This window comes from Bacillus cereus group sp. MYBK227-1 (genome assembly GCF_051916325.1).
GTDB classification, from domain to species: domain Bacteria; phylum Bacillota; class Bacilli; order Bacillales; family Bacillaceae_G; genus Bacillus_A; species Bacillus_A cereus.
The window spans coordinates 386,491-402,231 of record NZ_JBQAGK010000005.1 but is presented as its reverse complement, the minus strand read 5'-3'; the positions used below and the strand labels follow the sequence as shown (position 1 = coordinate 402,231).

The following is a 15,741-nucleotide window of genomic DNA, read 5'->3' as shown; positions in this document are numbered from 1 at the left end:
GCTAGATTCCATCAAAAAGCGAAAGTGGCTCGTTCAGAATGTGAGGTGGATGGAGCTTCTGACCTTGAGGCGCTCTTTGCCTCTGGGGAAGAAGCGAAGCCGCCAAACATTTTAGCCACTGTAGCTGGATTCCATTAAAAGCGAAAGTGGCTCGCTCTCAAGCCACGAAGAAAAAAGAAAACGGCCCCGCTTTTCATCAAAGCGAAGCCATCCTTTTCTTACTTACGCTTTTTCTTTTTCTTCTTGAATCCTGGTACATTTTCGAAGAATGCTTTTTTCTTCTTACCGTTACCATCTTTTTTTCCCGGCTGGCTAGCAGAAGCGGATGCAGATGCAGATCCTCTTCCTTTTCCTTTACCACCACGGTCAAATTTTCTACCTGTGCCACGTTCACCGCCGCGCTCATTACTGCGCTCGCTACGTCCACCGCGTTTCTTTCTGCCTGTTCTTGGCTGCTCGATAACGACTGGACGATCTTTGAACTTACGGCGAGGTGTGCCTTTCATGCCAACGATTTCAAAGTCGATTGCACGCTCGTCTTTGTTTACGTTAATAACGCGAATTGTAATTTCGTCACCGATGCGGAATACGTTTCCTGTACGTTCTCCGATCATAGCGAAATGTTGCTCGTCATAACGGTAGTAATCATCCGTTAAATAACTAACGTGTACAAGACCTTCAATTGTATTTGGAAGCTCTACGAATAAACCGAAGTTTGTTACAGAGCTAATCATACCGTCATACTCTTCACCGATCTTATCAACCATATACTCTGCTTTTTTCATCTCATCTGTTTCACGCTCTGCTTCAACAGCACGACGTTCCATATTAGAAGAATGCTCTGCAATCTCAGGTAATTTTTCACGCCATTTTGCTTGCGTTTCGTTGTCGACTTTACCGTTAATAATGTATTCACGAATTAATCTATGAACGATTGTATCTGGGTAACGACGAATTGGTGATGTGAAGTGTGTGTAGAACTCAGTTGATAAACCGAAATGTCCTAAACTATCCGCATCGTAACGAGCTTGCTTCATAGAACGAAGCATAACTGTTGAAATAACTACTTCTTCTGGCTGTCCTTGAACCATTTCAAGAATTTGTTGTAGCGCGCGAGGATGCACTTCATTCGCACGTCCTTTTACTGCATATCCGAAGTTCGTTACAAACTCGAAGAAACGCTCAAGCTTATCTTCTTTCGGATCTTCATGGACACGGTACATGAATGGTACGTTCATCCAGTGGAAGTGCTCTGCTACTGTTTCATTCGCAACAAGCATAAATTCTTCAATTAACTTCTCTGATACAGAACGATCGCGCATGACAACGTCTGTCGGTTTTCCTTCTTCATCCACTAATACTTTCGCTTCTTTAAAGTCAAAGTCAATTGCACCACGGCGCATACGTTTTTCACGTAAAATTTGTGCCAATTGACCCATCTCTTTAAACATCGGTACGAGCGGCTCATAACGCTTAATTAACTCTTCGTCCTCATCTTCTAAAATGCTTCTTACGTCAGCATAAGTCATACGCTCTGTCGTTTTAATCACACTTTGGAAAATCTCGTGTTTAACAACATCACCTAAGTTGTTGATTTCCATTTCACAAGATAATGTCAGACGGTCTACTTTCGGATTTAATGAACAAATACCGTTAGATAGACGGTGTGGAATCATCGGAATTACACGGTCAACAAGATACACACTCGTCGCTCTTTCCGCTGCTTCTACATCAATTGGAGAACCTTCTTGAACGTAATGACTTACATCCGCAATGTGAACGCCTAGCTTGTAGTTACCGTTCTCAAGTTTCGTTACTGTAACAGCATCATCTAAATCTTTTGCGTCTGCACCGTCAATCGTTACGATCATTTGGTCACGTAGATCACGGCGATCTTTTAAATCTTCTTCTGAAATCGTTTCTGGTACACTGTTGGCATGTTCCATCACTTCTTCAGGGAACGCTAAAGGCAAGTGATGTTTATGGATGACAGATAAAATATCTACTCCTGGATCATTTTTATGACCTAGAATTTGAATAACTTCACCTTCCGCACTTAAACGATTCTCTGGATAGCTCGTAATTTTTACAACTACTTTATGGCCTTCTACAGCACCCATTGATGCGCTTTTCAATACGAAAATGTCACTTGTCCAGCGTTTATTGTCAGGTATAACAAATCCAAAGTTTTTCGATTCTGTATATGTACCAACTAGTTCTTTCGTTCCACGCTCTAAAATGCGTACAATAGACCCTTCTTGACGTGAACCACTCGATTGGGAACTAAGGCGTGCTAATACTGTATCGCCATGAAGTGCACCGTTTAACTCTGTAGGCGGGATGAAAAGATCATCATCTCCAGTTTTCTTCTCGTCTGGTACAACGAATGCAAAACCACGTGCATGTCCAATTAACTTACCGCGTATTAAATTCATCTTTTCAGGAAGACCGTAACGGTTGCTACGAGTACGAATAACAAGTCCCTTTTCTTCCATCGTTACAAGTGCCTTTACGAAATCTTTAAAGCCCTCAGAACCTTCAATCCCAAATGCCTCTTCTAACTCTTGTATCGTTAGCGGTTTATACGCTTCTTCTCTCATAAATAATAACAACTTATCAATATGTTCTTGTATGATTTCTTCCAAGCAAAAATACCTCCTTTAAAACCTTATATTATTTAGTGTATCCGAAAGATAGGGGATGTATAAAGTGAAACTTCAATACTCCCCTTATGATTTTTACAGTTTTCACAAAAAATTCCTTATGAAAAAAAGAGGCAACTAGATCTTACCAATCTAGTTGCTCCAAGAAGTTATATACATCCTCATGTAGCTCGTCACGTTGTTTATCAAGTGTAATGACATGCGTAGAGTCTTCGTACCATTTAATGTCTTTTAACGTAGATTCTACACCGTTATAAATAATGTTAGCACTATCTGTATTAATCATTTCGTCATGACGTGCTTGTACAACAAATGTTGGCGCATAAATCATATCCACATTGTTACGTACGTCAGCAATTAATTGTTGTAATGCTTTTAATGTATTCATCGGTGTCTTTTGGAATTCCAACATTTCTTGTTCAATTTGTTCTGGTGATTTTTGCTCACGTTTTTTATATTCGCGGGCATATGCCAATATACCTTGGTACATCGTTTCTTCGCTCTTAATATACATAGGTGCACACATTGGTACTACACCTAAAACCGGTACTGTATAACCCAATTTTAAAGAAAATACGCCGCCAAGTGACAATCCAACAACAGCAATTTTCTCAAAACCTTTATCTTTTAAAAGCTGATATGCCTCCGTTACATCTTGCCACCAATCTTCAGGCCCTGTATGAACAAGCTCTTCTGGTGGTACACCGTGCCCTTTATAAATTGGCGCATGACAAGTATAGCCTTTCTTTTCTAAGAAACGCCCTAACATACGTACATCAGCTGAGTTCCCTGTGAATCCATGTAGTAATAAAACAGCGCGGTCTCCACCCTCAAATGTAAATGGTTTCGGAGATGCTAATTTCATCATGTATTTCTCCTCTTTCTCTTCTGTAATCTAGTCGTATTCTTTCTATATCTAGTGTACCATATTTGTATTTCTATAATCTAATTAGAAACATCTTTCAAATAGCAAAACAAAAAAAGAAGAACCATTAGTACCATTCACTAACGCTTCTTCTTTCAATTCTATAAATTGAAGTACGTAACACCAATTGTTAATACAAAGAACAATACAGCTAAAACAATTGTAATACGGTTTAATACCGCTTCAATTCCACGTGCCTTTTGCTTACCAAATAATTGCTCCGCACCGCCTGAAATTGCACCTGAAAGGCCTGAGCTATTACTAGATTGCATAAGTACCATAACAATCATTAAAATCGATACAATAATAAGTAAAACTGATAATAACGTATGCACTTGGCGTACCTCCTACAAAGATTCAGTTATTGTAACTGTAGCATAAATTCTATAGAAAAGCGAGAGCTATAGAGGCGCTCTCGCTTTTCTTCTATTACATAAACATCATCGCAAATAACGGTCCAAGTAAACATGTCAAAATTGCTGTTAATGTCATTGTTACCGATCCAATAACACCTTCATGCTCATTATTTTTCATTGCTCTCATAACACCCATAATATGAGAAGCACATCCAAATCCGATACCTTTACCAACTGAGTTTGTAACACGGCTCCATTTTAATAAAAGGGGTCCTGTAATCGTTCCAGTAATACCTGCGATAACAACGAAAGCTGCTGTTAAGGAAGGTACACCACCAACTTGTTCAGAAACACTCATCGCAACTGGCATTGTCACCGATTTTGGTAAAGACGATAAGATTAAGCTTTTATCCGTTCCCATAAGTGAAGCAATCGCAAAATCACTAGCGATCGCAACCGTTGTACCTACTAATACGCCACCAGCAATCGGTACAACATATTTTTGCAGAACATGACGTTGTTTATAAAGAGGAATTGCAAATGCTACAACACCGGGTCCAAGTAGCTTTGCAATCCAGCCACCACCACTTTCCATATAATGTTGATATGGTATATCAAGCACGATAAATAGGAAAGCCATTAATCCTGTTGCTACAAGCATTGGAATGGTGAATGGTGTTGGAAATAATTTATAGATTTTTTTAGATAATTGATATAATAGCACCGTAAAAAGAACCCAACTGACTCCGATTAATATTTGGCTCATCGCGACTCTCTTTCCTTCCTATTCGCAAGATATTGTCCTGTATGTCCTGCGACAATAATAATTAAAAATGTACTCGCTACAACTGTAATGAAAAGAGAAATTCCTTTACTCATAAAAAAAGCACCGTAATTCATTAGGCCAAGCGTTGGCGGAATTAATAAAAACGGCATAATAGCAACGAGTGTTTCTGCTCCTAAATCGAACCATTTCACTGGAAGAACTTTTAGGCTAAGTAAAACAAGTAAGAGGAACATTCCAATCAAACTTCCTGGGATCGGAATATTTAACATTTCTTGTACCCAAGTTCCAACCATATAAAACACGTAAAGAGCTGCAATTTGGACAAGAATCTTTGTAAATTTCATGTTCATCATCCCTCATGTTTATACGATCTTCTGTTAATATCTTTATCATAGTATAAATTGTAAAAAGCTGCAATTTATCAACTTGACAGCAAAAACAGCCTATGTTATACGCTTACAACCTTGATACGACTGCATTTCTAAACGAAAATTAAGTCAAAAACCTTGACCTAATATAAAAAGTTTTTATTTTCTGAATTTAAAAGACTATTATTTCAATAAAATAATCTTTTTATTCTTAAACTTACATATATATAAAGTGAAACTTTAATCCATGAGATTCCCCTCATCCTTATTGATTATTAGCCCTCACCAAGCTGGTTTGTACGGGATAAACAAGATAGGTGGTGAACATATGCCCAAAAAAGTTCTCATTTTTTGTGATCCTGGGATTGATGATACGATGGCTCTCCTCTTAGCATTCTTTATCGATGAAATAGAAATCGTCGGTATCGTTGCTGATTACGGCAATGTTCCAAAAAAAATGGCCGTAGAAAATGCTCATTTTTTTAATAACGAAACAAAGAATAGAAATATCAAGATATTCGGTGGTTCAGAACGTCCCCTTACTGGTGCCCCACCTGCGTTTTTTACGGATGTACATGGAAAACAGGGGCTCGGTCCAATTATTCCAAAGGTGAATGTGACTAACGGAGAAATGGAGAATTTTTTTGAAGTTATTCCTCTTATTGAACAGTATAAGGATGAATTAATTATTGTGAGTTTAGGAAGACTTACCTCCCTAGCAATTTTGTTTATCATGTGCAAACAGTTAATGAAACAAATTAAATCTTACTACGTAATGGGCGGTGCCTTTTTACATCCTGGTAATGTTACCCCTATTTCCGAAGCAAACTTTTATGGCGATCCTACTGCCGCTAATATAGTCCTTCAATCCACAGCTAACATGTACATATACCCATTAAACGTCACTCAATACTCCATCATTACACCAGAAATGGCAGAATACATTGAGGCAAAAGGAAAAGTTCCACTTGTCAAACCGTTATTTGATCATTATTACTACGGATATTATAAAGACGCCCTACCACATTTAAAGGGGAGCCCCTTCCATGACACAATACCAATACTCGCTTTACTTGATAACTCTATGTTTACCTATCACAAATCACCTATCGTTGTCATGACAGAATCTTATGCACAGGGGGCAAGCATTGGAGAATTTCGCTCTTTAGGAGAATCTAAACCATTTATTGATTGGCCGAGTCATCAAATAGCAATTGATTTTGATTATAACCGCTTCTTCAAACATTTCATGTCACTTATGACGGGTGAACAATTTTAGCATAAAAAAACAGACCGTGATTTCTCACGGTCTGTCGTTTATTTTCTACAATTATCGTTTGATGTTATAGAAAGATTTGATACCATCGTAAACAGCTACTTCGCCTAGCTCGTCTTCGATGCGTAATAATTGGTTGTACTTAGCAATACGGTCAGTACGGCTCATAGAACCAGTTTTGATTTGGCCAGCGTTAGTTGCAACTGCGATGTCAGCGATTGTAGCATCTTCAGTTTCACCAGAACGGTGAGATACAACTGCTGTGTAACCAGCACGTTTAGCCATTTCGATAGCTTCGAAAGTCTCAGTTAAAGTACCGATTTGGTTAACTTTAATTAAGATTGAGTTAGAGATACCTTTTTCGATACCTTCAGCAAGTTTTTGAGTGTTAGTTACGAATAAATCATCACCAACTAATTGTACTTTATCACCGATACGCTCAGTTAATAATTTGTGACCATCCCAGTCGTTTTCGTCTAAACCATCTTCGATAGAGATGATTGGGAAGTCTTTGCAAAGCTCTTCATAGAAATCAACCATTTCTGCAGAAGTTAAGCCAGTACGGCCTTCGCCTGCAAGGTCATATTTACCAGTTTCTTTGTTGTAGAACTCAGAAGAAGCAACGTCCATTCCTAAGAATACGTTCTCGCCAGCTTTGTAACCAGCTTTTTCGATAGCTTCGATGATTACTTCTAAAGCTTCACGGTTAGAACCAAGGTTTGGAGCGAATCCACCTTCGTCACCTACTGCAGTGTTAAGACCTTTGTCATGTAATACAGCTTTAAGTGCATGGAATACTTCAGCACCCATACGGATTGATTCTTTGAATGTTGGAGCACCAACTGGTAAGATCATGAACTCTTGGAAGTCAACGTTGTTATCAGCGTGAGAACCACCGTTGATGATGTTCATCATTGGAGTTGGTAATTGTTTTGCATTGAATCCACCAAGGTAACGGTATAATGGAAGACCTACGAAGTCAGCTGCTGCGTGAGCTACTGCCATAGATACACCAAGGATAGCGTTAGCGCCTAGTTTACCTTTGTTTGGAGTGCCATCTAATTCGATCATAGCACGGTCGATACCAGCTTGGTCAGTTACATCGAAACCAGCGATTTCTGGAGCGATAATTTCGTTAACGTTGTTTACTGCGTTAACAACACCTTTACCAAGGTAACGAGATTTGTCACCGTCACGTAATTCTACTGCTTCGTGCTCACCAGTAGATGCACCACTTGGTACGATAGCGCGTCCGAAAGCGCCGCTTTCTGTGTAAACTTCTACTTCTACAGTTGGGTTACCACGAGAGTCAAGGACTTCGCGAGCATAAACATCAATAATTGTTGACATAATAAATTCTCTCCTTTTTATATAAGCAAATTATTTAATAATTGTTTTACCTGTCATTTCTTTCGGTTGCTCAACACCAAGAAGTGTAAGCATTGTTGGAGCGATATCTCCTAAGATACCATCTTCACGTAATTCTACGTCGTTCTTAGTAACGATGAAAGGAACCGGGTTAGTTGTATGAGCTGTCATTGGCTCTCCTTCAGAAGTTAATTCTTCATCCGCATTACCATGGTCAGCAGTAATAAGTGCTACACCATCTTTTGCAAGAATCGCTTCTACAACTTTTCCTAAACATTCGTCAGTTGCTTCTACTGCTTTAATTGTTGGTTCCATCATCCCAGAATGGCCAACCATATCACAGTTCGCAAAGTTAAGAATGATAACATCATGTTTATCATTTTCGATTTCATTTACTAAAGCGTCCGTTACTTCGTAAATGCTCATTTCAGGTTTCAAGTCATACGTTGCAACCTTTGGTGAGTTAATTAAGATACGCTCTTCTCCTGGGAATTCAGCCTCACGACCACCGCTAAAGAAGAATGTAACGTGCGGATACTTTTCAGTTTCCGCGATGCGAAGTTGCTTTAATCCCGCTTGCGCAACAACTTCACCTAAAGTGTTATCAAGGTTCATTGGCTTGAATGCCACGTAACCATCTACCGTTTCACTGAAGTGTGTCATACATACGAATTCTGGAATGTGAGGTACTTTTTCACCACGATCGAACTCACGGAAGTCTTCGTTTGTAAATACACGAGCAATTTGAATTGCACGGTCTGGACGGAAGTTATAGAAGATAACTGCATCATCATCATTGATTGTTGCAACTGGCGTGTTATCTTCGTTAACAATTACAGACGGCAATACGAATTCATCATAAATACCGTTCGCATAAGAGTCTTCTACACACTCTTCTGCTGATTTATAAGTAGGGCCTTCACCATTCACCATAGCACGGTAACATTTTTCTACGCGATCCCAACGCTTGTCACGGTCCATGGAGTAATAACGACCAGAGATAGTCGCGAATTGTCCTACTCCTGTTTCTTTAATTACTTCATTTGTTGCATCGATATAGCTTTGTGCTGTTTTTGGTCCAACATCGCGGCCATCTAAGAATGCATGAATGTATACTTTCTCAACGCCTTCTTTAGCTGCTAAGCGAAGAAGAGCAAACATATGGTTCATGTGACTGTGCACACCACCGTCAGAAAGTAAACCGAATAAATGAAGTGCAGTACCTTTTTCTTTTACGCTTTTAATTGCACTTTGGAACGTTTCGTTCTTATCGAACTCACCTTCACGAATTGCAACGTTAACGCGTGTTAAGCTTTGATATACAATGCGGCCAGCACCGATATTTAAGTGACCAACCTCAGAGTTACCCATTTGACCTTCTGGAAGACCTACTGCCTCGCCACAAGCTGTAAGCGTTGTGTGAGGGAATTTGTTCCAGTAACCATCAAAATTAGGTTTCTTAGCTTGTGCTACAGCATTCCCGTAAGTTTCTTCACGAAGTCCGAAACCGTCAAGAATGATTAAAGCTGTTGGCTTTCTCATTTTACCGCCCCCAGAAGACCTAAGAACGAAGCTGGCTCTAAGCTAGCACCGCCAACTAAAGCGCCGTCGATGTCAGATTGTGCCATATACTCTTTAATGTTTTCTGGTTTTACGCTACCGCCGTATTGGATACGAACAGCTTCTGCAGCTTCTGGAGAAACAGCTTCTGCAACAACTTTACGGATGTGCGCACATACTTCGTTTGCATCTGCAGAAGAAGAAGATTTACCTGTACCGATAGCCCAGATTGGCTCATAAGCGATAACAGTTGCTTTAACTTGCTCTTCTGTTAAACCTGCAAGTGCTTTTGTCACTTGACCTGCTACTAGATCAAATGTTTTTCCGCTTTCGCGCTCTTCTAAAGTCTCACCACAACATACGATTGGTGTTAAACCATGTTCAAATGCTGCGATAGTCTTTTTGTTTACTGACTCATCAGTTTCAGCAAACATTTCACGACGCTCAGAGTGGCCAAGTACTACATAGCCAACTTTTAAGTCGCTAAGTGCTACTGGGCTAATTTCGCCAGTGAATGCACCATTTTTTTCGAAATGCATGTTTTGTGCACCTACTTGTAAGTCAGTTCCTTCAGTTGCTGCTACAAGGCGCTCTAAGAATAGAGCTGGAGAGCAAACTACTGCATCAACAGCTGAAGCTGCTGGGATTTGACCTTTAACTTCCTCTACGAAGCTAACTGCTTCTGATAGAGTTTTATTCATTTTCCAGTTACCTGCGATAATTGGTTTACGCATGCTTTGCACCGTCCTTTTTCTTTGGCTGCTACTTATTTGTCGTTAAGACAAACTACACCTGGAAGCTCTTTACCTTCCATGAATTCTAATGACGCACCGCCGCCAGTAGAAATGTGGCTCATTTTATCAGCCATACCGAATTTTTCAACAGCTGCTGCAGAGTCACCACCGCCGATAACAGAGTATGTATCTTCTGCATCTGCTAATGCTTGTCCTACTGCTTTTGTACCTTCTGCGAATGGAGTCATTTCGAATACACCCATTGGTCCATTCCATACAACAAGCTTAGAATTTTTAATTACATCTGCATAAATTTCACGTGTTTTAGGACCGATGTCCACGCCTTCCCAGTTAGAAGGGATAGAGTCGATACCAACGATTTTAGTTGTTGCAGTTTCAGAGAATTCCTCAGTGATTACAACATCAACTGGCATGTAGAAGTTTACGCCTTTTTCTTTTGCAAGTTGCATAAATTCTTTAGCTAGTTCGATCTTGTCGTCTTCACATAGAGATAGACCAATTTCATGACCTAAAGCTTTAACAAATGTGTAAGCAAGTCCACCACCGATGATTAAGTTATCTACTTTGTCTAATAGATGACGAATTACACCGATTTTATCTTTTACTTTCGCACCACCGATAATAGCTGTAAATGGACGTTCTGGGTTAGAAAGTGCTTTACCAAGTACATCTAACTCTTTTTCCATTAATAGACCAGATACTGCTGGTAGGTAGTCTGCGATACCTGCTGTAGAAGCGTGAGCACGGTGAGCTGCACCGAATGCATCGTTTACGAAGATGTCAGCAAGTGCTGCAAATTCTTTCGCAAGTTCTGCATCGTTCTTTTCTTCGCCCGCATAGAAACGTACGTTTTCAAGAACTAATACGTCGCCTTCGTTCATTGCTGCAACCATTTCTTGTGCAACTGGTCCGAATGCTTCGTCCGCTTTTTTAACGTCTTTACCAAGAAGCTCACCTAAACGTGCTGCTACTGGAGTTAAACGCATTTCTTCTACTACTTGACCTTTTGGACGGCCTAAGTGACTTGCTAAAATAACTTTCGCACCTTGCTCTACTAAATATTGAATTGTAGGAAGAGCTGCACGGATACGAGTTTCATCTGTAATTTTGCCTTCTTTCATAGGTACGTTGAAATCAACGCGGCAAAATACACGCTTACCTTTTAAATCTACGTCACGAATTGATTTTTTGTTCATTGGATTTCCCTCCGACTACTAGTTAGGATTGACAAAACCCACTCAAAAGCTTAACACATTTGCTTTTAAAACGAAAGAAGAGAGAGAGGGAACAAACCCTCTCCCTCGTTTTGTCATTGATAACTTATATAATTAAGAATTAAAGACCTTTTGAAGTCATGTAAGCTGCTAGGTCTACTACGCGGTTAGAGTAACCAGTTTCGTTATCGTACCAAGAAAGTACTTTAACCATGTTACCTTCCATTACCATTGTAGATAATGCATCGATTGTAGAAGAAGCTGTACATCCGTTATAGTCGATAGATACTAATGGCTCTTCGCTGTATCCAAGGATACCTTTTAATTCGCCTTCAGCTGCTGCTTTGAATGCTGCATTTACTTCTTCAACTGTTACTTCTTTGTCAAGTTCAACAACTAGGTCAACTAGAGAAACGTTAGCAGTTGGAACACGTACAGCGCCACCGTTTAATTTACCTTTAAGTTCTGGTAATACTAATGCTACAGCTTTAGCTGCACCAGTAGATGTTGGGATCATGTTTTCAGCTGCTGCACGAGCACGACGTAAATCTTTGTGTGGTAAGTCTAAGATTTGTTGGTCGTTAGTGTAAGAGTGAATTGTTGTCATCATTCCGCGTTTTACGCCGAATTTTTCGTTTAATACTTTAGCGAATGGAGCTAGACAGTTTGTAGTACAAGAAGCGTTAGATACTACGTTGTGGTTAGCTGCATCGTATTGTTCGTGGTTAACACCCATAACTACAGTGATATCTTCGTCAGAAGCTGGAGCTGAGATGATAACTTTCTTAACTGATCCACCTAAGTGTTTCTCAGCGTCTGATTTTTTAGTGAAACGGCCAGTAGATTCTACTACTACTTCTACTCCGTAGTCGCTCCATGGTAATTGAGCTGGGTCACGCTCAGCGATAACTTTAATTTCTTTACCGTTAACAACGATGCTGTTTTCGTTAGCAGATACTTCTGCATTTAAAGTTCCGTGAACTGTGTCATATTTTAAAAGGTGAGCTAATGTTTTAGCATCTGTTAAGTCGTTGATTGCTACTACTTCTACCTCAGAGTTGTTAAGAGCTGCGCGGAATACGTTACGTCCGATACGTCCAAATCCATTAATACCAATTTTAGTCATTTGAATTTCCTCCTTGGGGGATTATATTAAAGGGTAAAACCCTTTGTTAACTGTTTTGCTGCACCTTCATCTGTAATTAGAATTGAAGTGTGCCCTTGTTTAATTACAGCCTGTATTGCTTTTGCCTTTGAAGAACCTCCAGCGACTGCAACAACGTGAGATACATTTTGTAAATCCTCTAGTTGCATACCAACTGTTCTTACTTTATGAACAACATTTCCTTCTTCATTAAAGTAGTAACCGAAAGCTTCGCCAACTGCTTCGCTTGCCTGAATCTTTAACCAATCTGCTTCTGAAGTACTTCTGCGACGTGCCATTGTTAACGCATCACCTATTCCATGAATGACGATATTGGAAGATCGAATCAACTCAAGAACTTCTTTCACGGAAGGCTCTGTCACAATAGACGCATATGCTTCGCTACTAACATGGTCTGGAACATACAATAAGCGATAATTACTCATCGTATTTTGTGCCATCTTGGCACAAATGGTATTGGCTTCTAATTCGACGCCTTCTCCAATTCCACCACGTGCTGGGACAAATAGCATATGTAAATCTTTGCAATCAAGTTGCATCATGTCCGCAGCAGCAGCTAGCGTAGTTCCTCCAGCCACAGCAACGATATTATTCGCTGTCAGACGGTCTTTTATACAAGTCACACAAGCACGGCCCATCTCCAGTTTGACCCAAGGTGATTCATCACTATCACCAGGGACAACGAAAACTTCATCCAAGTCTAATGTTTCCTTAAGTTGCTTTTCTAAAACCTTTAACCCGGAAATTTCTTTCATAAAGTCTTCCAAAGCAAGAACTAAAGCTGTTCCTTCTTCTGTCAAAGTCATTCCAGAAGAAGCGACGTGAACTAAGTTTTGTTCTTTCAAAACTTGAACTTCACTTCGCAATACTCGTTCTGTCATACCGAGACTTGCTGATAAGTTTCTTCTTCCAATCGGCTGCATGAGCCTAATGTATTGAAGAATTTGCATTCTCGTTTGCATAACAGGTAGCAGATCAGGTAATAATTTTTTTGTGTTCTGAATCCATGAGCGCATATCTTTTCTCCTCACTACATCGGTTCATTTTTCCTTCGTGGTCACTTTACGTCCCGTAGTGACATTTTGTGTCCCACATAGGTTAAAAAAATAATCCCTGCTACGTGTATTATTGTAACAGGAGATAGAAACTTATTCAACTCTTAACTGCATTCTTTATATAGTTTATTATGACACCTTTGTGAATGTTACCATATTCTACTTGTTTTCCGTCCATTTCTACAACCGGAATCATTAAGTGATATTTTTCTAAAAGGTCATTATCTTCATATATATCTATTTCCTCGATTTGAAAAGAATATTCACATTGTACTTCCTGTAAAACTTGTTTTGCCTTCACGCAAAGGCCACAATCTTTTTTAGTATACAGTACAACTTTCATCTTCTTCACCTATCCGATCGTTTTTCGTAATGACGAAGCTGGGATATGCATTTGTTCTCTATACTTCGCCACTGTTCTTCGAGAAATAACAATTTCATGCTCTTCTTCTAATAATTTTGAAATCTTTTGATCTGAAAGTGGCTTTTTCTTATCCTCTGCCCCAATTAACGTTTGAATAAATTGTTTTACACGTTTTGTAGAAACTGCTTCATCTTCAGTCGTCGAAACGGCATTGCTAAAGAACGATTTCATCTCAAATAAACCGTGTGGTGTTTGCACATATTTATTTCGCGTCGCACGACTAATTGTCGATTCATGCACACTTAACTCTTCAGCTACCTCTTTTAAAGCGAGAGGTCTTAAATACTCTGGACCTTTCCAGAAGAAATCACGTTGTTTTTCCATAATAATAGTCATTACTTGCAGCAATGTCTGTTTTCTCTGCTTCAAACTGCGCATAATCCACTGCACATGCTGATACTTTTCTGATACGTAAGATGCTACTTCACTTTCACTATTATTAAGAAGCGCACTATATTCAGAATGAATTTCAATTCTCGGCATATTTCTCTCGTTCATTTGTAAGACGAGGCGATCGCCATCTTTTTTCACCGCCATATCAGGTACAATGTAAAGTGGTTTATCTGAAGAAAACGCAAGACCTGGTTTTGGTTGTAATGACGTTATACAATTTACCGCACTCTGCAATTCCTCATTACTACACTTCAACACTTGAACGAGCTTTCGCCAATCTTTCTTCACGAAATAAGCGAAATGATCTTCTACAACCTCTTCTGCTAATCCATTACGTCTTTGTAAGCGCTTCAATTGCAAGGTTAAACATTCCTGAATATTACGCGCCCCTACCCCTGCTGGTTCCAGTGATTGGACAAGCTCTACAGAGCGGTCGACTACATGAATGGGCGCAGAAAGGAGCTCTGCTAACTCTTCATTCGTTTCTTGTAAATATCCATTTCCATCCATGTTCATAATAATGAAGGAAGCTACTTTTCGCTCTTCTTCATCTATTTTATAATACTGTATTTGATTTAATAAATGTTGCTGAATCGTTGTAGAATCCACACTGTAGATCTCCATCTGATTCTCGACTTGTTTGCTGGTACTTTTACTGTTGTTAGAGCTCTTTTTCTTCTCCCTCTCAAAACCACCTAACTCAATAAGGGGATTCTCTAACGATTGCTCATACAAAAACTCCGATAATTCTTGTACATTATACTGGAGCATTGTAATCGCTTGCCTTAACTCTTGTGTCATTGCCAAACGTAAGCTTTGTTCTTGTAAAAGACTTGCCTTCAAACTAATCTCCCCCTTGTTTCTATTGTACAATAAGTTTGGTAAAAGGAGAATCCTCACGCAGACACCCATTCCAAAATATTATTAATTTATATGTATTAATGAGATTTACAACTTACAACCGAAATTTGAATAATATTGAAAGAAAATAATAAGGTTAAAAATTATCATCAAGTACTAATAGTAAATCTTATTACCAGATATAACAAGAGGGAAATAAAAAAAGTCCTAACCTACAAAACGTAAGTTAGGACTTTTTGACGCGCCCAGAGGGATTCGAACCCCCGGCAGACGTGGTACCGGAAACCACCGCTCTATCCAACTGAGCTATGGGCGCATGAGATTATGATAATATCAACGGTTTGCCTCCGTCTTCTTCCGATTTGTTCTTATCGAAAGTTAAACGTAGGATACGAACACCAACACATAGACGTTCGCTTCTTTACATATGGATATTATATCCTGACGCTATCCTAATAGGCAAGCATAAAAATCTCTTCTACACGAGCTTTAGGGTGCGATTCTGACGCAATTAGATACCCTACTACCCACGAAATAAAAGATAAATCGATAGAATTGCGATTCTCGGCGA

The 15,741-nt window shown here is 39.4% G+C and carries 14 protein-coding genes and 1 tRNA gene; 1 reads left to right on the top strand and 14 read right to left on the bottom strand.

Going from position 1 to position 15,741, the window contains the following annotated elements; translation table 11 throughout:
* Positions 1-218 precede the first annotated feature (218 nt).
* From rnr to ACTFRM_RS23285, 5 genes are all read right to left on the bottom strand, one after another.
* Positions 219-2,645, bottom strand: a complete 2,427-nt coding sequence (rnr, locus tag ACTFRM_RS23305) for a ribonuclease R (RefSeq protein WP_000391087.1) — start codon at positions 2,643-2,645, stop codon at positions 219-221.
* A gap of 142 nt (positions 2,646-2,787) precedes the next feature.
* The gene (gene estA, locus ACTFRM_RS23300) at positions 2,788-3,528 is read right to left on the bottom strand and encodes a carboxylesterase (RefSeq protein ID WP_000761976.1); all 741 of its coding nucleotides are present in this window, start codon (positions 3,526-3,528) and stop codon (positions 2,788-2,790) included.
* 161 nt (positions 3,529-3,689) lie between these two features.
* The gene (gene secG, locus ACTFRM_RS23295; RefSeq protein WP_000557264.1) at positions 3,690-3,923 is read right to left on the bottom strand and encodes a preprotein translocase subunit SecG; all 234 of its coding nucleotides are present in this window, start codon (positions 3,921-3,923) and stop codon (positions 3,690-3,692) included.
* Between the two features lie 94 nt (positions 3,924-4,017).
* Positions 4,018-4,710 (bottom strand): LrgB family protein, encoded by a 693-nt coding sequence (locus ACTFRM_RS23290; RefSeq protein ID WP_173600697.1) that lies wholly within the window; start codon positions 4,708-4,710, stop codon positions 4,018-4,020.
* Entirely contained in the window at positions 4,707-5,075 is a 369-nt protein-coding gene (locus tag ACTFRM_RS23285; protein WP_000673222.1) for a CidA/LrgA family holin-like protein, read from the bottom strand. Before ACTFRM_RS23285 ends, ACTFRM_RS23290 begins: the two co-directional genes overlap by 4 nt.
* A 352-nt stretch (positions 5,076-5,427) precedes the next feature.
* Between ACTFRM_RS23285 and ACTFRM_RS23280 the strand changes: the two genes are divergently transcribed.
* On the top strand, positions 5,428-6,378 hold the full coding sequence (locus ACTFRM_RS23280; RefSeq protein ID WP_001125052.1) for a nucleoside hydrolase: 951 nt from the start codon (positions 5,428-5,430) through the stop codon (positions 6,376-6,378).
* Positions 6,379-6,429: 51 nt separating this feature from the next.
* Here ACTFRM_RS23280 and eno read toward each other — a convergent pair whose 3' ends face one another.
* The 9 genes from eno to ACTFRM_RS23235 all read right to left on the bottom strand — a co-directional run bounded on the left by eno (position 6,430) and on the right by ACTFRM_RS23235 (position 15,486).
* A complete protein-coding gene (gene eno, locus ACTFRM_RS23275) occupies positions 6,430-7,725 on the bottom strand; it encodes a phosphopyruvate hydratase (protein WP_000103954.1) in 1,296 nt (431 codons plus the stop codon).
* Between the two features lie 30 nt (positions 7,726-7,755).
* Positions 7,756-9,285, bottom strand: a complete 1,530-nt coding sequence (gene gpmI, locus ACTFRM_RS23270; RefSeq protein WP_001231152.1) for a 2,3-bisphosphoglycerate-independent phosphoglycerate mutase — start codon at positions 9,283-9,285, stop codon at positions 7,756-7,758.
* Positions 9,282-10,037, bottom strand: a complete 756-nt coding sequence (tpiA, locus tag ACTFRM_RS23265; protein ID WP_001231038.1) for a triose-phosphate isomerase — start codon at positions 10,035-10,037, stop codon at positions 9,282-9,284. Before tpiA ends, gpmI begins: the two co-directional genes overlap by 4 nt.
* Positions 10,038-10,069: 32 nt before the next feature.
* Complete coding sequence (locus tag ACTFRM_RS23260) at positions 10,070-11,254, bottom strand: phosphoglycerate kinase (RefSeq protein ID WP_001036350.1); 1,185 nt, start codon at positions 11,252-11,254, stop codon at positions 10,070-10,072.
* A 139-nt stretch (positions 11,255-11,393) separates the two neighbouring features.
* On the bottom strand, positions 11,394-12,398 hold the full coding sequence (gene gap / locus ACTFRM_RS23255; RefSeq protein ID WP_000161236.1) for a type I glyceraldehyde-3-phosphate dehydrogenase: 1,005 nt from the start codon (positions 12,396-12,398) through the stop codon (positions 11,394-11,396).
* Positions 12,399-12,424: 26 nt separating this feature from the next.
* A complete protein-coding gene (gene cggR, locus ACTFRM_RS23250) occupies positions 12,425-13,453 on the bottom strand; it encodes a gapA transcriptional regulator CggR (RefSeq protein ID WP_001258185.1) in 1,029 nt (342 codons plus the stop codon).
* Between the two features lie 136 nt (positions 13,454-13,589).
* A complete protein-coding gene (locus ACTFRM_RS23245; RefSeq protein WP_000869730.1) occupies positions 13,590-13,835 on the bottom strand; it encodes a glutaredoxin family protein in 246 nt (81 codons plus the stop codon).
* A gap of 9 nt (positions 13,836-13,844) precedes the next feature.
* Positions 13,845-15,152: an RNA polymerase factor sigma-54 gene (rpoN, locus tag ACTFRM_RS23240; protein ID WP_000647959.1), complete on the bottom strand. Its 1,308-nt coding sequence runs from the start codon at positions 15,150-15,152 to the stop codon at positions 13,845-13,847.
* A gap of 258 nt (positions 15,153-15,410) precedes the next feature.
* Positions 15,411-15,486 (bottom strand) — tRNA-Arg (locus ACTFRM_RS23235).
* Between the last annotated feature and the right edge of the window lie 255 nt (positions 15,487-15,741).